The following is a 21738-nucleotide window of genomic DNA, read 5'->3' on the forward strand; positions in this document are numbered from 1 at the left end:
TAAACGAACAAATTGCGAACCTAACTTAATTGAATTCGAATCTAATTGGAACAAGCAATGTTGGGTTTTGTGATTATCATCACAGATTTTTCTCTGAAGATATGCAACCGATTGCGTTAACGCACAAAATAATGTGATCCCTCTCTCATTTTTAGAAAATAGATCGGTTTCATCTATTGAATTAATTGGTTAAAACTAGATAATGAAGCCACTCACTTTGAGTATCTCAATATTTGATCAAACAACGAACGGAATTGCAAAGCAAGATTTCTTCAATGAAATCATTAAGTTAATCATTATTTGGAGATTCTCTTATGAATGCCTATTTTGCAGAATTTTTTGGCACAGCACTCTTAATCCTGTTAGGTAACGGTGTCGTGGCCAACGTATGTTTAAATAAAACGAAAGGGCAAAGTTCTGGTTGGATTGTGATTACTACCGCGTGGGCATTTGCGGTGTATGTGGCCGTCGTTGTAACAGGTCCTTACAGTGGGGCACACTTAAATCCTGCGGTAACACTTGGCGTGGCAATGAAAGGTGCGTTTGCTTGGGAATTGGTACCTGGCTATATTGCGGCACAAGTAGTGGGTGGCATGGTAGGTGCGTTGTTGGTTTACATTATGTATAAAGATCACTTTGCAGCCACCGAAGAAGAGGGCTTAAAACGCGCTTGTTTCTGTACTGAACCAGCAATTCGTAACTATCCAATCAACTTAGTGAACGAAATCGTTGGCACCTTCGTACTTGTCTTCGTAATTTTCTATCTTGCAGGGGCAAACATCACTTTACCAGGCACGGCAGAAAGCACGCCAATTGGTTTAGGCTCTATCGGGGCATTACCAGTAGCGATTTTAGTTTGGGCAATTGGTTTGAGCTTAGGTGGAACAACCGGTTATGCGATCAACCCTGCTCGAGATCTTGGTCCGCGTTTAACCTTAGGTCTTTTCCTTGGTGGTACATTAAAAACTAGAGCTGACTGGGGATACAGTTGGGTGCCGGTTGTAGGGCCATTTATCGGGGCGGCTTTAGCGGCAGTATTCTATAATGCCATTATGTAATTTATTCAAATAGAAAGAGCGGTCAAAATTCATGATGTTGTTTTGACCGCTCTTTTTATATTTAGGATGGATTAAATACAATAATCTTCGAATTCCATTGGCATTTTAGCTTGCAATAAGAATTGTTTGGTGCGTTCTTGCTGTGGATGACTGAAGAATTCAGCCGCGGTATTTTGTTCAACAACTTGACCATTTTCCATGAGAATCACGCGATCTGCCACATCTTTGGCAAAATTCAATTCATGTGTGACGATAATCATTGTCCAGCCTTCTTGTGCGAGCATTTTGAGCGCCTGTAACACTTCACCGACGAGCTCTGGATCGAGAGCAGAAGTGGGCTCATCTAACAAGATAATATCGGGTTTAACCGCTAAAGCTCGGGCAATTCCTATACGTTGCTGTTGACCACCAGAAAGTTGAGAGGGATATAAATCCGCTTTTGCTTTTAAACCAACTTTTTCCAATAATGCTAAGGCTTTTTCACGTGCAATCTCTTTCGGTTGTTTTTGCACAACCACCATCCCTTCCATCACATTTTCAAGTGCCGTGCGGTGAGGAAATAGATTGTATTGTTGGAACACCATTGAGGAACGACGACGTAATTTTAGTTCATCGGATTTGCTGATCTTCTTGCTGAAATCAATGGTTAAGCTTCCATCGGTAAATGCTAATACTCCTTTTTCTGGGCGTTCGAGCAAATTTAAACAGCGTAAAAAGGTCGTTTTGCCTGAACCTGATGGGCCCAGAATGGCAACCACTTCACCTTTATTAATTTCAAAATCAATTCCTTTTAATACATGGTGGACATTAAAACTTTTCTGAATATTCGTGACTTTTAACATAACCAGTCCTTATAAATGGCGAGAAAGGCGTTTTTCTAAGCGGGTTTGCCCTATCGACAGCACAAAACAGAATACCCAATAAATGAGAGCCGCTTCACTATAAATTAAAATAAATTCGTAGTTTTCGGCTGTGATGTTTTGTGCCACACGGAATAATTCTGCAATCCAAACGAGTGAAGCAAGGGATGTATCTTTCACTGTGCTAATGAAGGTATTTGATAGCGAAGGGACGGAAATACGTAAAGCTTGCGGCATAATGGTACGCACGAAAGCTTGTGTGTAATTCATGCCTATCGCATAAGAGGCTTCCCATTGACCTTTAGGAATCGCAAGAATGGAGGCCCTCACCGTTTCTGCTGCATAAGCACCAATGTTAATGGAGAACGCAATAATTGCGGTTGGAAAAGGTTCTAGCTTGATACCAACTTCAGGTAAACCGTAGAAGATAATGAAGATCTGCACCAACATTGGCGTGCCGCGAATAATTGAAATATAAGTGCGACAAATGCCCTGCAGAATTTTGGTCATTAAATTGGGATGTGGCAATGTGCAAATCACAGCCACGATAACTGCAATGAATAAACCGCAAAAGAAGGAAATGACCGCAAGGGGGATCGTATATAAAATTGCCCCTTCCATCATAGGCCAAAACGAGCTGATTACATAATCAGCTCGTTCTGCGGTCATAAATGGAAGGCTGGCTAACCAATTATTGAGTAATGTCATCGCCAAACCATTTGATTGAAATTTGTTTTAAAGTTCCGTCTTTGCGTAGTTCTTCAAGTGCTTGATTCACTTTTGCAATAAGCGGTTCTTCACCTTTCAAGAAAGCAAAACCAGTTGGGATTTTTTTATCACTTTCTACAGCAATTTTTAAGCCTGAGTTAGGTTGTTTTTTAAAGTAATCTAATACTGCAAGCTTATCGTTTACTGTTGCATCAACACGACCTTGTTTTACCGCCTCAAGGTTTTGCGCCAAGCTATCTACAGTCACGATAATCGCACCATTATCACGTGCATCTTTGCTCCAGTTACTAGTTGCAGATTGTGCAGATTTTTTACCTTTTAAATCAGGGAATGATTTAATGCTATCGTTATCGGCTTTCGTCACGATTACGCCAGCAGAGTAGTTATAAGGTGCACTGTAATCATATTTTTTTAAACGTTCAGGGCTTGGATTGGTTTGGTTCGCAATAACATCAAAGCGTTTTGCGTTCAAACCTGCATACATGCCATCCCAAGCGGTTTCTTTAAATTCAACTTTCCAACCTAATTTTTGCGCAACTTTTTCGATAATTTCCACATCAAAACCGGTTAACTTGCCATCTTTGTCATGGAAAGTAAATGGTGCGTAAGTACCCTCAGTACCGACTAATAAGGTTTTAGTTTGTTCAACGCGATCAGCAATTTCCCCGGCGTTAGCAAAAGTAGAAAGGGCTAATCCTGCCGCTAAAAGTGCGGTGCTAAAAAATGATTTTTTCATAAGTATTCCTTTTTTAGATAAATAACGAAAGTGAAATGAATTATAAGAAGCGAAAAAGAAAAGAAAAGTATTATTTATTTATGAATTATTTCCTTTAGTTATATCAAATAAAATTTGTTTAATTAATAAACAAAAAAGGTCTGTAAAAACAGACCTTAGATAAAATGAATTCAATCAATAGATTAAGCTTCAATACCTTCGAATAACGCTGTACTTAAATAACGTTCTGATGCAGAAGGTAGGATTGCAACGATTAATTTATCTTGGAATTCTGGTAGTTTTGCTAAGCGGTCAGCTGCTGCCACAGCCGCACCTGAAGAAATACCCGCAAGAATACCTTCTTCAGCCATTAAGCGACGAGCGGTAGCAATTGCTGTATCGCTATCTACAGTTTCCACGCGATCAATTAATGATAAATCTAAGTTTTTCGGAATGAAGCCCGCACCGATACCTTGAATTTTGTGTGGACCTGGTTTCACTTCTTGACCAGCAAGGGTTTGGCTAATAACAGGTGATTCTGTTGGTTCAACCGCTACAGAGGTAATTTTTTTACCGTGATCTAATTTGATCGCACGAGAAATACCGGTAATTGTACCGCCGGTACCCACACCAGCAACCACAACATCGACTTTACCTTCAGTATCTTTCCAAATTTCTTCACCGGTAGTTTGACGGTGAATGTCCGGGTTAGCCGGGTTTTCAAATTGTTTTAGCATCACATAATGATTTGGGTTAGACGCCACAATTTCTTCTGCTTTAGCAATCGCACCTTTCATCCCTTTTGAGCCTTCAGTAAGCACAAGATTCACGCCTAAACCACGTAATAAACGTTTACGTTCAAGACTCATGGTTTCAGGCATGGTTAAGGTGATTTTGTAACCGCGCGCTGCTGCTACATAAGCTAAAGCAATACCGGTGTTACCGCTGGTTGCATCTACAATTTCTTTACCCGCTGTTAAAATGCCGTCTTTTTCTGCTTGCCAAATCATATTGGCACCAATACGGCATTTCACGCTAAAGCTTGGGTTGCGACCTTCAATTTTTACGACAACGTTACCATTGTGTCCGAAGTGTTTTAAACGAACTAATGGAGTATTACCGATTGAGTATGAGTTATCTGCATAAATTGTCATTTTACTGTCCTTTTATATTTTGGAATGAGTTGATGCAGTAGTTATAACACCGGCTTTTATATAAAAAAAATAGTTAATAGCTATATTTTATAACTAAATGCTATTTATTCACGATGTTATTTCCTGAAGGCTTAATTTCAGTACTACTAGAACGTGTCACAATTTGTGTTGAACCGGAAGTGCGGTCAAAATTCATATCAAATTTTAATTGTGAGCGATAATTTTCGACCCACATTACCGTTGCACCACAGACCGCCACAGGAATAATCACTAAATTCACGATTGGCAATGCGGTACAAAGGGTAATTAATGCTCCGAATGTCAGGCTTTGAGAACGTCTTTCGCCTAACGCATTTTTCATAATGCCAAAAGAAATTTTATGGTTATCAAACGGGTAGTCACAGTACTGAATCGCCATCATCCAACAAGTAAATAGGAAGGTTAGTACTGGAATAATGGTTTGTCCGATAACGGGGATAAAACTCAATAAGAACAAGCCCACAAATTTCGGTAAGCTGTACCATAGTTTTTGCCATTCACGATTTAGCATACGCGGCACATCTTTCATGATTTCAGCAAAACCATCATCATTAACAGCTTCGCCAGTCAGCATTTTTTCGACTTTTTCTGCTAACAATCCATTAAACGGTGCGGCAATAAAGCCTGAAAGTGTTGTAAAGGCAAAATAGAAAAATAAGAGAATTGAGCCAATAGAAAGCACGAGCAAAATCACACTTAAAAAGCTTAGCCAATCTGGAATAAAGCTCATCACCCAATCGATCATCGTGGAAATTTGTGAAACAAATAGCCAAAATAAGCCAGTGAGTAGGACGACGTTAAGTAAAATCGGCATAATCACAAAACGGCGGAGGCCTTTTTGCGTAATGAAATGCCAACCCATCACGAAATGATTGAAAGCAGATTTTATTTCATTTTGATCGATCATCATTGTTCCTTTAAATTAAAAAGTAAAAAATACAAAATGTCACAGAAAGACAATATTTTTTGAGAAAAATTCCATCTCATCCCTTTTAATATCTTGTTTGCTTTCCTATTTTTTCACCTGTGGAAATGTGGTAGGATTAGCAAAAAATCATTGCGTTAAGGAGCAACAAGAATGGACTTAAATACCATTTTGATTATTTTAGGGGTAATTGCTTTAATTGCCTTAGTGGTACACGGATTATGGTCAAATCGCCGTGAGAAATCAAAATATTTTAAAAGCGCGAATACATTTAACCGCACTTCTAAAAACGGTGAGGTCAATCCTTTTTCGCAAGCTGCTGATCCTAATGCGGATATTCGTTTAACACATCGTGCTCAAGCGGCACAGCCTGTACAACAAAGTGTTCAACCTAAAGTGGCACCACAGGCAGCAAGCCAACAGCAATTTAATTTTGATGAGCAACGTGCTCAAGTGGATGCGCGTCAAATAGAAAAAAGCGTCGATGATATTAAAATCTCCTTACCAAATCAGCCAGTTTATGAGATGAAAACGGCGCAACCTGCTCCTGCGCCACAACCTGAACCCGTGGTTTATCCTGAAACAAATGTACAACCAAAACCGCGTGTAGCTGAAATGACAATTGAAGAATTAGAAGCACAAAGCAATGATTTTGACGGTGTGAATTCTTCTTCGCCTGAATTGCGTGAGCAGTTGGCCGAGATGTCATTAAATCCAACTCAAGAACCTGCTCATGAGAACGTGCATTTTAACTATCACGAACCGGTAGAGGTGGAAAAACCAAAACAAACCACTGGCTTTGTTCAACTTTATGTCATTTCAAATCAAAATCGTGAATTCTATGGTCCGCAGTTATCTCAATCTTTAGAAAACTTGGGATTCATTTTTGGTGAGCGTCAAATGTATCACCGACATTTTGATTTAAGTGTGGCAAGCCCGGTGTTATTTAGCGTAGCCAATATTGAACAGCCCGGTACGTTTGATTATTACAATATGGCTGAGTTTTCAACCATGGGCGTGGTGCTCTTTATGCAGTTGCCTTCTCCAGGTAATAATTTGGCTAACTTACGTATGATGATTCGCGCAGCGAAAACCATCGCAGAAGATTTAGGTGGCGTAGTGTTGACTGATCAGCAAGAGATTTTTGATGATGTAGCTGAGCAGGATTATTTATCTCGCATCGCATAAAACGCACGAAAAAATAACCGCACTTTGGGCGAGCCGATGGTTCGCCCATTTTAATTCAATGAGTAAACCGTTAGAGAACATTATGAGCCTTCAGCAACAAATTGATACATTACGTCAGGATCTTCGTCGTTATGAATATGAATATCACGTGTTGGATAATCCAACTATTCCTGATGCAGAATATGACCGTTTATTTCACCAACTTAAAGCCTTAGAAGCCGCTCATCCGGAACTCATTACGGCAGATTCACCTACTCAACGTGTGGGCGCCAAACCGCTTTCAGGTTTTGCTCAAATTCGTCATGAAATTCCTATGCTCTCTTTGGATAATGCCTTTTCAGACGAGGAATTTTATGCATTCGTAAAACGTATTGAAGATCGTCTTATTCGTTTGCCTGACCCGCTTACTTTCTGTTGTGAACCCAAATTAGATGGTTTAGCCGTGAGTATTTTGTATGTGAATGGTGTGCTGACTCAAGCCGCGACCCGTGGTGATGGGACGACAGGGGAAGATATTACTGTCAATATTCGTACGATTCGAAATATTCCCTTGCAGCTTTTAATGGACAATCCTCCCGCTCGTTTAGAAGTGCGTGGTGAAGTATTTATGCCACACGCAGGCTTTGAGCGTTTAAATCAGCAGGCGTTAGAGAAAGGCGAGAAAACCTTTGCTAACCCACGTAATGCAGCAGCGGGATCGTTGCGCCAACTTGATCCCAAAATTACGAGTAAGCGCCCATTGGTATTGAATGCTTATGGTATTGGTATTGCGGAAGGGGTAGATTTGCCGAATACGCATTATGATCGTTTGCAATGGTTGAAGTCTATTGGCATTCCAGTGAATCCAGAAATCCGTTTATGTAATGGCACCAATGAGGTGTTGGATTTTTATCGTGATATTCAAAATAAACGCAGTGCTCTTGGCTACGATATTGATGGCACCGTGCTGAAAATTAATGATATTGCGTTACAAGAGAAATTAGGTTTTATCTCAAAAGCACCACGTTGGGCGATTGCTTATAAATTCCCTGCACAAGAAGAATTAACTCGCTTAAATGACGTGGAATTCCAAGTAGGCAGAACGGGGGCGATTACACCTGTTGCCAAATTAGAACCTGTATTCGTGGCAGGTGTCACGGTGAGTAATGCCACATTACATAACGGCGATGAAATTGAACGCTTGGATATTGCCATTGGCGATACGGTAGTGATTCGTCGTGCGGGAGATGTGATCCCACAAATTATTGGCGTATTACACGACCGTCGCCCAGCAGATGCGAGACCGATTGTTTTCCCTGAGACTTGTCCTGTATGTGATTCAGCAATTGTTCGTATTGAAGGCGAAGCGGTAGCACGTTGTACAGGCGGTTTGTTCTGTGCAGCACAGCGTAAAGAAGCGCTTAAACATTTCGTTTCTCGTAAAGCTATGGATATTGATGGGGTAGGGGGTAAATTAATCGAACAGTTGGTGGATCGTGAATTAATTCATACGCCAGCTGATTTATTTAAGTTAGATTTAACCACGCTGACTCGCTTGGAAAGAATGGGTACAAAATCAGCTGAAAATGCCTTAGCGAGCCTTGAAAAAGCAAAAAATACGACGTTAGCACGCTTTATTTTTGCTTTAGGAATTCGTGAAGTGGGTGAAGCAACGGCATTGAATTTAGCGAATCATTTTAAAACCCTGGAAGCCTTGCAAAATGCAGATTTAGAAGCCTTACAGCAAGTGCCTGATGTGGGCGAAGTGGTAGCTAATCGTATTTTAGCATTTTGGCATGAACCACATAATGTCGCGGTGGTGAATGATTTAATCGCTCAAGGCGTACATTGGGAAACCGTGGAAACCAAAGAAGTGACAGAAAACCGCTTTAAAGGCAAAACGGTTGTATTAACCGGAACCTTAACTCAAATGGGACGTAATGAAGCTAAAGCCTTATTACAAGACATGGGCGCGAAAGTGAGCGGCTCGGTTTCAGCAAAAACAGATTTTGTGATTGCCGGTGATGCGGCGGGTTCTAAGCTCACAAAAGCACAAGAATTAGGTGTTACCGTTTTAACGGAAGAAGAATTTTTGGCTCAGATTTAACCGTCTCAATCGAAAAAAAAACTAAAAAAATGACCGCACTTCATCTCATCTCAAGATTAAGTGCGGTTTAACTTTTCTTCTTAATAAACGATAGCGGACATTTTAAGCTCTTAATTTACTGGCTCCGCGTTCCAGTTGTTTTGCCAAGCATTCTTTTGAAGCAATAATCTGTTTACCAAAACGTTTATATAAACGTTGTTTTAATTTTGCCAACCCTTTCACTTTAGCACTTTTTTCTGCCCCAAATAACTGCTTAATATGGAGTGTCACCTGACCAATCTCTTGTAAGGCTATACCTGTTTTGGCTTTTAATTCGTTTAATTGGAACGTGATTTTTTCCTGTACATGCTGTTCCAATCGTTGCGTTAATTCTGTCGTATCGGCGGTTTCATTTTGACACAACTGTTCAAATTCGGCGATTTCTGTACTGAAATCTAGCTGTAACCCTTGTTCCAGTTCAATTAATACTGCCGTGCCGTATTCCAATTGTGATGTTAATTGCTGTTGGCTTTGAACTAATTGATTTTGAATGGCTTCACTTTGCTCAATACATTCATTTAATGACTGTTTCATTTCTGTTTGTTGCTGCATGGCAGAGGCTTTTATTGAATAAATTCGTTGTTGAATTTGCTGCATAAGATCTGACATTGTTTGTACGTTTTCCATTTTCTTCTCCTTTGGGATTTTTAACCGCACTTAAGAAAAGTGCGGTCATTTTGTTACTTATTTTTTGATGATTTGTTTTACATCCACTTCTGTTTTATTCCATTCTTTATCGACTTTACCGATAATTTGAATGTTATCTTGAGGTGCTATCGTTTCACCATTCCATGCTTTTTTGCTGACTTCAATTTGAATTTCTTTTCCACTTGCGTCTTTAAATAAGAAATCCTTTTTACCAATTTGTTTTACAATTTGTCCGTCTAAACGAACTGGAGTGTCATCATTGGCATTTAATGCATCATCAACGGTTTTTACAATAACACTTTCATCGACAAAACCTTGTTGGGTGTTGTGCTTGTGACCATCATTAAATCCTTGTGCTATTGCGGTGTTATATACGGCAACAGAAGATAATGCGATAGCTGCAACAGTAAGTAATTTTTTCATAGTTTGTTCTCCTAAATAAGATAATCATAAAGTAAGTTGAAAGCTTTGCTTTCAGATGTATTAAATCATTCAAATCTTAATCTTTTCTTAAGTGATTAACATTTTTCAGATTTATTTATCGATTGGATTGTTTGCCTTTCGATGAGTGTATTTAAACAAGAGAATCTTAAGGAAAGATTAAGAGAGGTAAAAAAATGAAAATTTTTTGAAAATAAAAAAATAGGGCGTTTAAGCCCTACTTTTATGAGAAAAATGCCTTGGAAATCTACCGCACTTTAGCCTGCTACTGCAGGTAAATAGCCTGCTTGAATTAAGAATGGCACGATCATAATCGCTACACCAATAACTAATGCAATCACTAAAGTCACATTACCACCGATTACACGATAAGGCAGATTTGGATTTGCTTGACGTGTTTTCCATGCTAGTCCAATAGGTAAAATCAAGCAGTAGAACGCACAGAGTAAACCCGCATAGCTTAATGCAGCGATAAAGCCTTCAGGATAATACAAGGCAAATGCAAGTGGTGGCGTAAAGGCTGCAATGGTAAGCGTTAAACGGTTGTGTGGCAATTTGTAACGTTTAAATAAATCGCCTAAACCTTCAAACACGCCTAGCATCACACCGAGGAAAGAGGTGATTAATGCAAGTGCAGAGAACACACGCACGATTTCGCCCATGATGTGGGAGTTGGTGATTTGACGTGTGGCATTGACTAAACCGTTAAGTGTTGGATCTGCTTGGAGCAATTGCACAAATTCATTTTGACTTAATACACCGTGAGTCGCTAATTGCCATACCAAATAAGCCACAAGAGGAATGGCTGTACCGATTAAAATGGCTTTACGGAATTGAGTGACACTACCATCTAAATAGCTATTCACGCTACCCATGATGATGTGGAAGCCAAAAGAGGTAAAGAAGATAGGTGCCGCAGAGATCACGAAAGCATAATCTAAAGGCAAGGCCATCAGGTTATCGACAGACACTTTTGGTAACATCATAAATAAAACAAAAGCAAAGGCGATTAATTTGCCGATAAACAGAATACGAGTGGCGCCATCAACGCCTTTTGTACCCACAACCACAAAGGCACCGAGTACGACAGTAAATAAAATGATTGAAAGTTCGGAGGAAAGACTTTCAAAGCCAAAAGCCGTTGGTAAGCCTGATAATAGTGAGCCGCCCCCGGTGATGTAGGCCGCAGAAAGGGCGTAAAGTAAAATGAGCAAGCTAAAAGTGGCTAAGACACGCCCTGTGATGCCGAAGTATTTTTCAGCGAGAGTCGCTACGCCATCATTCAGGCGATCGGCTGTTTGATACACTTCAACAAAAAGTAAACCGCTGTAAACCAAAAGCGCCCATAAGCCGACTAGTAATAAAACGGTATAACCAAAACCAATTCCGGCAGAGGTTAATGGCATCGCGAGCATCCCGGCTCCGATGGTCGTGCCTGCAATGATTAAGGCACTGCCGAATGTTTTGTTCTTTAGCATAAAATTGTCCTCCGAGTATAAAATTGAAAAATGAGGTTAAAGCTGACCGCACTTTTCTTTGTAATGATAGCGGCAAACCGAAAGATAAGAGTCATTTCCACCAATTTGGATTTGTTCCCCTTCCTTAATGACTTCACCTTGTTCATTTAAACGCAAAACGAAATTGGCTTTACGCCCACAATAACAGATTGTTTTTAATTCTTCTAGTTGATCTGCCCAAGCAAGTAAATACTTACTGCCTTCAAATAGCTCTGCTTGGAAGTCGGTGCGTAAGCCATAACAAAGCACTGGAATCTTCAGTTTATCTACGACATCGCTTAGCTGATACACTTGTTGTTTCGTTAAAAACTGGGCTTCGTCAACCAAAACACAATGAATGTTTTCTTGTTGTAAACGTTGACTCACTTCGGCAAAAAGGTCACTCGTCGATGTAAATAAATTCGCGTCTTCGTGAATACCAATACGTGACGTGACTTTGCCTGCGCCAAAACGATCATCAATCGCTGCCGTATAAACCATGGTGTTCATATTGCGTTCACGATAGTTATAGGAAGACTGTAACAATGTGGTTGATTTACCCGCATTCATCGTAGAGTAGTAAAAATAGAGTTTTGCCATTATTTAATCACCCATTTCCAGAAATAATAGGCAATGAATCCTGCAACAGGTGGACAGGCTGCGAGCATAAATGTCCCGTAAGTGGCACCGCCGCCCACCATTTTTCCTGCTTCAGCAAGAGCATCAACAATATCACTGCTTGGCGTGGTAAAAATCCATGCACCAATAATCGCAAGCACTAAAAAACAAGCAATACCAGCTGCACGCATGGCTCTCACTTTAATTATATTTTCCATATTTTTTCCTTAAATTGCAGGGAGTTCGGCCATCGCCCAACGTGGTTTTACATCAATCGCGAGATCGCTATGCTGACCTTGTTTTAAGCGTAAAAAGCCCGTATAGGCAATCATGGCGCCATTATCAGTACAAAATTGAGGTTGCGGATAAAATACTTCTCCACCGAGATTTTTCATCATGGTGCCAAGGGTTTCACGTAATTTTTTGTTTGCACTCACCCCACCAGCAATCACTAAGCGTTTGTAGCCCGTTTCTTTTAAGGCGCGTTTACATTTAATTGCAAGTGTGTCGACGACAGAATCTTGGAAGGCAAAGGCGATATCCGCTTTGGTTTGTTCAGTTAATTCGCCTTCTTGTTTGATCGCTTGATTAATCGTATTAGCCGCTGATGTTTTTAAACCTGAAAAGCTAAAATCAAGACCAGGTCGATCCGTCATTGGTCGAGGGAACACAAAGCGATCTTTTGATCCTTTTTCGGCTAAACGTGAAAGTGCCGCACCGCCAGGATAATCTAACCCTAATAATTTCGCGGTTTTATCAAAGGCCTCGCCTGCCGCATCGTCAATGGATTCGCCAATGACTTCATATTTTCCTACGCCATCAACACGCACTAATTGGGTGTGTCCACCTGAAACTAAGAGAGCAATAAATGGAAAGTGCGGTCGATTTTCATCAAGCATTGGCGCAAGTAGATGGCCTTCCATGTGATGTATGCCAATAGCGGGTACATTCCAGGCATAAGCCAGTGAACGCGCGATCGTTGCGCCGACTAATAATGCGCCGACTAAACCAGGACCACTTGTATAGGCGATACCATCAATTTGATCAGCAGTTAAATTGGCTTCTTCTAATGCGGCTTTAATCAATGGCGCCGTTTTACGAATGTGATCGCGGGAAGCTAGCTCTGGTACCACACCGCCGTAATCCGCATGTAAGGCAATTTGCGTGTAAAGCTGATTGGCAATTAGGCCTTTATCTTCATCATAAATCGCGACACCTGTTTCATCACAGGAGGTTTCGATTCCTAAAATACGCATTTTCTTCTCATTTTATTAAAAAAATTGGCAAAGATTTTACCTTGTTTAGCCCGCTTAAACCAGTTCAAACGCCAAATTTTCAGCAAATAGGCGATCTTTCCTTTGCTTTTGCAGGGAAGATCGATTAGAATTGCGTCCTTTATTGAATTTGCCGTTCATTCGGCAGTAATAAAAATTTAAAATTGCAATTAAATTAAACTCATTGAGGTGATTGGCTTATGCCTGTAATTAAAGTACGTGAAAACGAATCATTCGACGTAGCTTTACGTCGTTTCAAACGCTCTTGCGAAAAAGCTGGTATTTTAGCAGAAGTTCGCGCTCGTGAATTCTATGAAAAACCAACTACAATCCGTAAACGTGAAAAAGCAACGCTTGCTAAACGTCACGCTAAACGTAACGCTCGCGAAAACGCGCGCAATACCCGTTTATACTAATTTGTAGTATTTTCTAACTCGAGTTAAGACAAACCGTGAAACCTTTTGGGTATCACGGTTTTGTTGCTTTAAACTCATCGAAAAAAAGTCACGCAAAATCAACCGCACTTTCGCATCGTATTCAAGGAGGCAAGGCAATGAAAGGCTCAATTCCACGCCAATTTATTGATGATCTGCTCACAAAATCGAATATTGTCGATGTGATTAATGCACGCGTGAAACTCAAAAAAGCGGGACGAGATTATCAAGCTTGCTGTCCGTTTCATCACGAAAAAACACCCTCCTTCACAGTAAGTGAAAAAAAACAATTCTATTATTGCTTTGGTTGTGGCGCGAAAGGCAATGCGATTTCATTTTTAATGGATTATGACAAATTAGAATTTGTTGAAGCCGTTGAAGAACTTGCTGCTTCGGCTGGGCTTGAAGTGCCTTATGAAAAACGCCCAAACCAATTTGGCAATAAACCGGATGTGAGCTATCAGACAAAACGTAATTTATACGATTTGATGCAAGAAATTGCGTCATTTTATCAAGCGCAACTTCCGCTAAATATTCCTGCTCAAAGCTATCTTCAGCAACGTGGTTTATCGCCAGAAATTATTGCTCGTTTTCAAATTGGTTATGTACCTAATGCGATGGATACGGTGTTGCGTCAATTCGGCAAAAATCGAGAAGAACAGAAAAAGTTGCTTGATTTAGGTATGCTTTCTCGAAACGATCGTGGCAATGTGTACGATAAATTCCGTAATCGTATTATGTTTCCAATTCGGGATAAGCGTGGTCGAACAGTCGCCTTTGGTGGACGTGTTTTAACGGATGAAAAACCTAAGTATTTGAACTCCCCCGAAACCATTACGTACCATAAAGGCAATGAACTTTATGGCTTGTATGAAGCCTTACAAATCAATGATGAACCAGAAAAATTACTGGTGGTTGAAGGCTACATGGATGTGGTGGCATTAGCGCAATTTGGTGTGAATTATGCGGTGGCTTCTCTTGGTACATCGACGACTTCGGAGCAAATTCAATTATTGTTCCGTTCAACAGAGCAAGTCATTTGCTGCTACGATGGCGATAGAGCAGGGCGTGATGCCGCTTGGCGCGCACTTGAAAACGCTTTGCCTTATCTGGAAGATGGACGACAAATCAAGTTTATTTTCCTACCAGATGGAGAAGACCCGGATACTTATATTCGTCAATATGGTAAAGAAAAGTTTGAAGAATATATTGATCAAGCCCAGTCTCTCACAGAATTTTTATTTGCGCATTTAAGTCCACAGGTGGATTTTTCGACACAAGAAGGGCGAGGCAAATTAGTCGCACTCGCGGCGCCTTTAATTCGTCAAATCCCTGGTGATATGCTTCGTCTTTCATTGCGGAATATGTTGGCGCAAAAGCTTGGGATCTTTGATCAATCACAGCTTGAAAGCTTAATACCAAATCAAATAGATAAGGCTGAACCCAAACCTAAAACGCCACAAAAAACCATTAAGAAAACACCAATGCGTGTGGTGATTTCGCTGTTATTACAGAATTCACAGTTAGTAAATCGCATTTCGGATGTGGGTTTACAAGCCTTAAAGCATGAGGCCGGTTACGAATTGCTCGAAAAATTGACCGCACTTTGCCGTGAACGAGAAGGCATTACAACAGGGCAAATTTTAGAATATTTTCGTGATACAGAATTCAGTAAGCCCCTTGAAATATTAGCCTCTTGGGATCATCTATTAGATGACTTAGAAATCATTAATGCATTCTCTCAAAACTATCGTCGATTGAATATTCAAGCGATTGAGCGTGACATTGAAATGCTGATTGCAAAAGAAAGGGCGGAAGGATTAACTGATCAAGAGCGAGCAATTTTAGTGAATTTGCTCAAGGGAAAAGAAGAGCAGAAAAAACAGTTAGTTAATCCGTCATAACAATGGTAAAATCTCCTGTTCAAAACAAGGGCTTTTATCTTCCAAAAATAACGCAAAACGGGAATAAAAATGGAACAAAATCAACAATCTACCGCCGAGCAATATTCAGAACAAATTGAACAGCTTATGGAATTAGGTCGTACGCAGGGTTATTTAACCTATGCGGAGATTAATGACTTGCTTCCAGAAGATTTGATCGATCCAGAATATTACGATAAGTTGTTGCAGACTTTACAGCATGATGCGGGCATTCCGGTTCTTGATGAAGCACCGGAAAGTGACGAAATGATGTTGAATGACACGATTCCGGATGAAGATGCAGTGGAAGAAGCAACACAGATTTTGTCAAATGTGGAATCTGAAATCGGCCGTACAACCGATCCTGTGCGTATGTATATGCGTGAAATGGGTACCGTTGATCTTTTAACCCGTGAAGATGAAATCAGCATTGCAAAACGTATTGAGGAAGGGATTGATGAAGTCCAAACTGCGATTGCGGCATACCCAGAAGCGTTAACTGAATTATTAGATAATTATGACCAAGTTGACGCAGGCAATTATCGTTTGGCTGATTTAATCACAGGCTTTGTGGATCCAAATGTTCCTGAAGAGGAAACGGCGGACATTGATGAAAATTTTGCTGATGAAGATGAAAGTGCCGAATCTGCTGCAGACGTTGATGATGAGAGCGATGAGGAAGATGAAAGCGATAACAGCTCAAGTTCTGATGACAGCGATTCAGATAACAGCATCGATCCTGAAGTAGCGCGTGAAAGATTTGCAGCATTAAGAGAGCAACATACTAAAACATTGGCGACCATTGCAAAACATGGTCGTAGTGGTAAACGTGCAAAAGATCAAATTGCTCAACTCGCCGATATTTTTAAACAATTCCGTTTAGTACCAAAACAATTTGATGTACTTGTTTTATCAATGAAGAATATGATGAAACGTGTACGTGCAGAAGAGCGTCAACTACAAAAAGTATTAGTTGATATTGCAGGTATGCCAAAAGATGAATTTGAGGCACTGATTGTTGCGAATGGCAGCAGTGATGCATGGGTAGCAAAAGCATTAAAATCAACGAAAGCTTGGGCAAAACGTTTACCAAAATATGAAGAACGTATCCGTTTATCTTTAGATAACTTAGCGAATATTGAGCAACATACGAATCTCACTATCCAACAAATGCGTGAAATTTGCGATGCGGTATCTCGAGGTGAACAAAAAGCTCGTCGTGCGAAAAAAGAAATGGTTGAAGCTAACTTACGTTTGGTGATTTCTATTGCGAAAAAATATACCAACCGTGGTTTACAATTCTTGGATTTAATTCAAGAAGGGAATATCGGTTTGATGAAAGCGGTAGATAAATTTGAATACCGTCGTGGTTATAAATTCTCAACCTATGCAACCTGGTGGATTCGTCAGGCAATTACGCGTTCCATTGCTGACCAAGCGCGAACAATCCGTATTCCTGTTCATATGATTGAAACGATTAACAAATTAAATCGTATTTCTCGTCAAATGTTACAAGAAATGGGCCGTGAAGCAACACCAGAAGAGCTTGCTGAGCGCATGGGAATGCCAGAAGATAAAATTCGTAAAGTGCTTAAAATTGCGAAAGAACCTATTTCTATGGAAACCCCAATCGGTGATGACGATGATTCACATTTAGGTGACTTCATCGAGGATTCAACTCTTGAGTTACCATTAGATTCTGCGACTGCACAAAGCTTGAAAGTGGCGACTCATGAAGTATTAGAAGGTTTAACACCTCGTGAAGCAAAAGTATTACGTATGCGTTTTGGTATTGATATGAATACTGACCATACACTTGAAGAAGTGGGTAAACAATTTGATGTAACCCGTGAGCGTATTCGTCAGATTGAAGCAAAAGCATTACGTAAATTACGTCATCCAAGTCGTTCTGAAACCTTAAGAAGTTTCTTAGATGAGTAATTATTCATTCATATAAAAAAGAAAAGGCAGAAATATCTGCCTTTTTTATTTGATTAAATTTGGTTATTTACCTCCAAATCACATTCCTTTAAAATACGCACCTTTCGTTATTCAAAAAAACAAAAAAGGAACTTTATGGAAGAATCTCAAGAACTAGAAAAGCTGCCTCGAGTAGTGACTAGTGTGTTAAAAGTGGTATTAAGTTTTTCACTTATTGCTTTGGCTTTAGTGTTGATCATTGCTTTAGCTAAAATTACCTATAGCTTAGCAATTATGGTGTTCAATACATCAAGCGTAGTGCCTTATGATGTTGCTGAACAAGCCGTGATGTTTTTCTTATATTTCGGTTTTATTGGCCTAATCGTGCAATATTTTAAAAGCGGCTATCACTTTCCTCTGCGTTATTTTATTTACGCGGGGATTACCGCTATGTTGCGTCTGATTATTGTGAATCATGAGAGTTCAGTTGATACTATCTTATTCGCAGGCGCGATTTTAATTATGGTTATTGCACTTTGTTTAGTGTTGTATTCCAATAAAATTAAAATTTAAAAGTGCGGTCGTTTTGACCGCGGTTTTGGAATGGATTATTCCGGTACAATCCATTCCACTGTCCAACTTCCCGTACCTTCAGGGATGAGCGTTTGGGTCAAATAAGGCAAAATGGACTTCATTTGTTGTTCTAATTGCCAAGGTGGATTAATCACGACCATACCACTCGCGGTCATACCACGTTGATCGCTATCAGGGCGAACAGCCAATTCAATTTTCAAAATTTTACGAATTCCTGTTGCTTCTAATCCTTTAAAAATGCGTTTTGTTTGTTGGCGTAGTACCACGGGATACCAAATCGCATAAGTGCCTGTTGCAAAGCGTTTATAACCCTCTTCGATCGCTTTCACGACGAGATCATAATCTTCTTTTAATTCATAAGGCGGATCAATGAGCACTAAGCCACGGCGTTCTTTTGGTGGAAGCGTCGCTTTGAGTTGTTGGAAACCATTTTCTGATTTTGTGGTGATATTTTTAAATTCTTTGAAATTATTGCGTAATAATGGAAAATCACTTGGATGTAATTCTGTTAGTAATACACGATCTTGAGAACGTAATAATTGCGCGGCAATCATTGGTGAGCCAGCATAATAGCGTAATTCTTTACCGCCATAATTGAACTTTTTAATGAGATCTACGTAGCGAGCCACTTCTTCGGGTAAATCTGTTCTTTCCCAAAGTCTCCCAATTCCCTCTTTGTATTCGCCGGTTTTTTCTGATTCGTTAGAACTTAAACGATAGCGTCCGACCCCAGAATGGGTATCGAGATAGTAAAAACCTTTTTCTTTCAGCGAAAGATTTTCCAATATCAGCATTAATACAATATGCTTTAATACATCAGCATGATTGCCTGCATGGAAACTGTGACGATAACTTAACATGATTTGTCCTTTTGACGTAAAAAAGTGCGGTCAAAATTAACCGCACTTTTAGTATTTAAATCAGGGTTAGAATAATTCTTCTGGTTGCGTTGCAGGAATCGCGTCTTTGGTTTTACCTGTTCCGCCATTCAAGCGTTGTTGCAACTCAGGTGGGACATAATAACCGCGCTCTTTCATTTCCGCAATGTAAGTACGTTTAGGCTCGGTACCGACGATAAAGTACTCTTTACGGCCACCACCTTCAGAAAGTAAACCAGAGTTACTATCAATGGTTTTTTCCATGATGTTTGGAGGAAGCTCAAGTTGACGTTCTGGAACATCAGAAAGTGCCGCTTTCATATAAGCGACCCATGCCGGCATTGCGGTTTTTGCACCCGCTTCACCTTTACCTAATATGCGTTTGTTATCATCGAAACCAACATAGGTTGTGGTGACTAAGTTTGCGCCAAAACCTGCGTACCAAGCTACTTTCGCACTATTAGTGGTACCGGTTTTACCACCGATATCACTACGTTTAATGCTTTGAGCAATACGCCAGCTGGTACCTTTCCAACTAAGTCCTTGCTCACCATAAATCGCCGTATTTAATGCACTACGAATTAAGAAGGCTAATTCACCACTAATCACACGAGGTGCGTATTCTTGTTTTGCTGCACCGTCTTTCGCATCCGCCATTAAATCAACAGAACCGTCATTTAATGCGGATGTTTGAAGTTCTGGCAAGTCAGGTACATTCTCAGGTTGCTGATCGCCCTCACCTTCATCTGTATCGGTGTTGCTATTACCTTTAGCGGATTTTAGGTTATCAGGATTAGCCACTTCTGCGACATCTTTAAAGCCATCAATTTTATCTTTGGTTTCACCATAAATCACAGGAATGTCATTACAGGTAATACAAGCAATTTTAGGGTTCGCAATAAATAAATCTTTACCGGTATTATCTTGAATTTTTTCGATAAGGTAAGGATCAATTAAGAAACCACCATTATCAAAAACTGCGTAAGCACGCGCCATTTCCAATGGCGTGAAGGATGCAGCACCTAATGCAAGCGCTTCACTGGCAAAATATTGGTCACGTTTGAACCCAAATCGTTGTAAGAAGTCAGCCGTAAAGCCAACACCTGCAGTTTGTAGTGCTCGGATGGCAATCATATTTTTAGATTGACCTAAACCTACACGTAAACGCATAGGACCGTCATAACGATCAGGTGAGTTTTTAGGTTGCCACAAAGGTTGTCCTGGTTTTTGAATAGAGATAGGACTGTCTTGCAATACGCTTGAAAGCGTTAAACCTTTTTCTAACGCAGCCGCATAGATAAATGGTTTAATCGAAGAACCGACTTGCACTAAAGATTGGGTTGCTCGGTTAAATTTACTTTGTTCGTAGCTAAAACCACCCACCATGGCCTCAATTGCACCATTATCAGAGTTTAATGAAACTAATGCAGAGTTAGCTGCTGGAATTTGACCTAAAATCCATTCACCGTTATCACGTTTACGAATCCAAATTTGTTCGCCCACTTTAACCGGTGATCTTCCCGCCCAACGCATTGCATTAGAAGAGAGCGTCATCGTTTCATTATTGGCTAAAAGTAATTCTGCCCCATTCTTACCTAATGCGGTTACCGCTGCTGGAATGAATGGTTCTGAATCAGGTAATTTTTTCAAGAAAGCGACAATGCGTTCATTATCCCATGGGGTTTCACCTTTTTTCCAAAGTGGTGCACCGCCACGCCAGCCATGACGCATGTCATAATCGATCAAGTTATTACGGACGGCTTTTTGAGCTTCCGCTTGATCTTTTGAAAGTACTGTCGTGAAAACTTTATAACCTTTAGTGTAAGCATCTTCTTCACCAAAGCGTTTTACCATTTCTTGACGAACCATTTCAGTCACATAGTCTGCACGGAACTCAAATTTAGCACCGTGATAGCTTGCTACAATTGGTTCTTTAATCGCTGCATCATATTCTGCTTTGGTGATCTTGTTTTCATCCAACATTCGGCTTAAAACCACATTTCGACGTTCTTCCGCACGTTTTGGCGAATACAGTGGATTCATGGTAGAAGGTGCTTTTGGCAAGCCAGCAATGATCGCCATTTCAGAAAGTGTTAATTCATCTAAGTTTTTACCAAAGTAGGTTTGAGCGGCGGCTGCAACGCCATAAGAGCGATACCCTAAGAAAATTTTATTCAAATAAAGTTCTAAAATTTCTTGTTTGCTTAAGGCATTTTCAATTTCAATGGCTAATACTGCTTCGCGAGCTTTACGAATAATGGTTTTTTCTGGCGTTAAGAAGAAGTTACGCGCAAGCTGTTGTGTAATGGTACTTGCCCCTTGAGATGCCCCACCATTGTTGACGGCAACAAAAATCGCACGAGCAATACCAACAGGGTCTAAGCCGTGATGTTCATAAAAACGGCTATCTTCCGTCGCTAAGAAGGCATCTTGCAGACGCTGAGGCACATTTTCTAATTTCACTGGAATACGGCGTTGTTCACCGACTTCACCGATTAATTTGCCATCAGCCGTATAGATTTGCATCGGCTGTTGCAACTCAACGGTTTTTAGGCTCTCAACCGATGGTAAGGAGGATTTTAAGTGAAAATACAGTACACCACCGGCGACTAACCCCAGTATACATATCGTAAATAGGGTACTTAATATTAATTTTGCGATCCGCATCGTAAAATTCTCTCTGGTTTAATGAATATTCAAAAAATCAAAATTATGATTTT

The 21738-nt window shown here is 40.2% G+C and carries 19 protein-coding genes and 2 pseudogenes; 7 read left to right on the forward strand and 14 right to left on the reverse strand.

Going from position 1 to position 21738, the window contains the following annotated elements; all coding sequences use genetic code 11:
- Positions 1–314: 314 nt before the first annotated feature.
- A complete protein-coding gene (locus HMPREF3279_RS05995) occupies positions 315–1058 on the forward strand; it encodes an MIP/aquaporin family protein (RefSeq protein WP_070868418.1) in 744 nt (247 codons plus the stop codon).
- Between the two features lie 71 nt (positions 1059–1129).
- Here the strand turns inward: HMPREF3279_RS05995 and HMPREF3279_RS06000 are convergent, their stop codons facing one another.
- The 5 genes from HMPREF3279_RS06000 to cysZ form a co-directional block, all read right to left on the reverse strand.
- Positions 1130–1900, reverse strand: coding sequence for an amino acid ABC transporter ATP-binding protein (locus HMPREF3279_RS06000; RefSeq protein ID WP_070868420.1), 771 nt, complete (start codon positions 1898–1900; stop codon positions 1130–1132).
- A gap of 9 nt (positions 1901–1909) precedes the next feature.
- The gene (locus HMPREF3279_RS06005) at positions 1910–2626 is read right to left on the reverse strand and encodes an amino acid ABC transporter permease (RefSeq protein WP_070868422.1); all 717 of its coding nucleotides are present in this window, start codon (positions 2624–2626) and stop codon (positions 1910–1912) included.
- Complete coding sequence (locus HMPREF3279_RS06010; RefSeq protein ID WP_049362446.1) at positions 2610–3383, reverse strand: amino acid ABC transporter substrate-binding protein; 774 nt, start codon at positions 3381–3383, stop codon at positions 2610–2612. The genes HMPREF3279_RS06005 and HMPREF3279_RS06010 overlap by 17 nt, the downstream gene beginning before the upstream one ends.
- Positions 3384–3565: 182 nt before the next feature.
- A complete protein-coding gene (gene cysK, locus HMPREF3279_RS06015) occupies positions 3566–4516 on the reverse strand; it encodes a cysteine synthase A (protein ID WP_005694743.1) in 951 nt (316 codons plus the stop codon).
- 100 nt (positions 4517–4616) lie between these two features.
- On the reverse strand, positions 4617–5462 hold the full coding sequence (gene cysZ / locus HMPREF3279_RS06020) for a sulfate transporter CysZ (protein ID WP_070868424.1): 846 nt from the start codon (positions 5460–5462) through the stop codon (positions 4617–4619).
- Positions 5463–5633: 171 nt separating this feature from the next.
- Between cysZ and zipA the strand changes: the two genes are divergently transcribed.
- Both zipA and ligA read left to right on the forward strand, forming a co-directional pair.
- A complete protein-coding gene (zipA, locus tag HMPREF3279_RS06025; RefSeq protein WP_070868426.1) occupies positions 5634–6668 on the forward strand; it encodes a cell division protein ZipA in 1035 nt (344 codons plus the stop codon).
- Positions 6669–6750: 82 nt separating this feature from the next.
- Entirely contained in the window at positions 6751–8754 is a 2004-nt protein-coding gene (gene ligA / locus HMPREF3279_RS06030; protein ID WP_180365030.1) for an NAD-dependent DNA ligase LigA, read from the forward strand.
- A gap of 102 nt (positions 8755–8856) precedes the next feature.
- On the opposite strand, the gene HMPREF3279_RS06035 is transcribed toward ligA, so the two are convergent.
- The 6 genes from HMPREF3279_RS06035 to tsaD form a co-directional block, all read right to left on the reverse strand.
- Positions 8857–9420: a hypothetical protein gene (locus HMPREF3279_RS06035; RefSeq protein ID WP_070868429.1), complete on the reverse strand. Its 564-nt coding sequence runs from the start codon at positions 9418–9420 to the stop codon at positions 8857–8859.
- A gap of 57 nt (positions 9421–9477) precedes the next feature.
- A complete protein-coding gene (locus HMPREF3279_RS06040) occupies positions 9478–9864 on the reverse strand; it encodes a YgiW/YdeI family stress tolerance OB fold protein (RefSeq protein WP_005694737.1) in 387 nt (128 codons plus the stop codon).
- Positions 9865–10139: 275 nt separating this feature from the next.
- Positions 10140–11360 carry an aromatic amino acid transport family protein gene (locus HMPREF3279_RS06045; RefSeq protein ID WP_070868432.1) on the reverse strand — a complete coding sequence of 407 codons (1221 nt, stop codon included), beginning with the start codon at positions 11358–11360 and terminating at the stop codon, positions 10140–10142.
- Between the two features lie 36 nt (positions 11361–11396).
- Positions 11397–11978 carry a thymidine kinase gene (locus HMPREF3279_RS06050; protein WP_070868435.1) on the reverse strand — a complete coding sequence of 194 codons (582 nt, stop codon included), beginning with the start codon at positions 11976–11978 and terminating at the stop codon, positions 11397–11399.
- Entirely contained in the window at positions 11978–12214 is a 237-nt protein-coding gene (locus HMPREF3279_RS06055) for a hypothetical protein (RefSeq protein WP_049373833.1), read from the reverse strand. Before HMPREF3279_RS06055 ends, HMPREF3279_RS06050 begins: the two co-directional genes overlap by 1 nt.
- 9 nt (positions 12215–12223) lie before the next feature.
- Positions 12224–13252, reverse strand: a complete 1029-nt coding sequence (gene tsaD, locus HMPREF3279_RS06060; protein WP_049373834.1) for a tRNA (adenosine(37)-N6)-threonylcarbamoyltransferase complex transferase subunit TsaD — start codon at positions 13250–13252, stop codon at positions 12224–12226.
- Between the two features lie 218 nt (positions 13253–13470).
- Here tsaD and rpsU point away from each other — a divergent pair, with 218 nt between their 5' ends.
- From rpsU to psiE, 4 genes are all read left to right on the forward strand, one after another.
- Complete coding sequence (gene rpsU, locus HMPREF3279_RS06065) at positions 13471–13686, forward strand: 30S ribosomal protein S21 (RefSeq protein ID WP_005694732.1); 216 nt, start codon at positions 13471–13473, stop codon at positions 13684–13686.
- A 137-nt stretch (positions 13687–13823) separates the two neighbouring features.
- Positions 13824–15608, forward strand: coding sequence for a DNA primase (gene dnaG, locus HMPREF3279_RS06070; RefSeq protein WP_070868438.1), 1785 nt, complete (start codon positions 13824–13826; stop codon positions 15606–15608).
- A gap of 69 nt (positions 15609–15677) precedes the next feature.
- Positions 15678–17567 carry an RNA polymerase sigma factor RpoD gene (gene rpoD, locus HMPREF3279_RS06075; RefSeq protein ID WP_070868441.1) on the forward strand — a complete coding sequence of 630 codons (1890 nt, stop codon included), beginning with the start codon at positions 15678–15680 and terminating at the stop codon, positions 17565–17567.
- 135 nt (positions 17568–17702) lie between these two features.
- Positions 17703–18119: a phosphate-starvation-inducible protein PsiE gene (gene psiE / locus HMPREF3279_RS06080; protein WP_070868444.1), complete on the forward strand. Its 417-nt coding sequence runs from the start codon at positions 17703–17705 to the stop codon at positions 18117–18119.
- 35 nt (positions 18120–18154) lie between these two features.
- On the opposite strand, the gene HMPREF3279_RS06085 is transcribed toward psiE, so the two are convergent.
- From HMPREF3279_RS06085 to HMPREF3279_RS06090, 3 genes and pseudogenes are all read right to left on the reverse strand, one after another.
- Positions 18155–19000 (reverse strand): 23S rRNA (adenine(2030)-N(6))-methyltransferase RlmJ, encoded by an 846-nt coding sequence (locus HMPREF3279_RS06085; protein ID WP_070868447.1) that lies wholly within the window; start codon positions 18998–19000, stop codon positions 18155–18157.
- Positions 19001–19066: 66 nt separating this feature from the next.
- Positions 19067–19759: pseudogene (locus HMPREF3279_RS10250) on the reverse strand (penicillin-binding protein 1A); the annotation flags it as partial.
- A gap of 75 nt (positions 19760–19834) precedes the next feature.
- Positions 19835–21685, reverse strand: a pseudogene (locus HMPREF3279_RS06090) (penicillin-binding protein 1A); the annotation flags it as partial.
- Positions 21686–21738 lie beyond the last annotated feature (53 nt).

Origin of the sequence: Haemophilus sp. HMSC71H05 (genome assembly GCF_001838635.1) — a bacterium.
In the GTDB taxonomy this organism is placed as follows: domain Bacteria; phylum Pseudomonadota; class Gammaproteobacteria; order Enterobacterales; family Pasteurellaceae; genus Haemophilus_D; species Haemophilus_D parainfluenzae_R.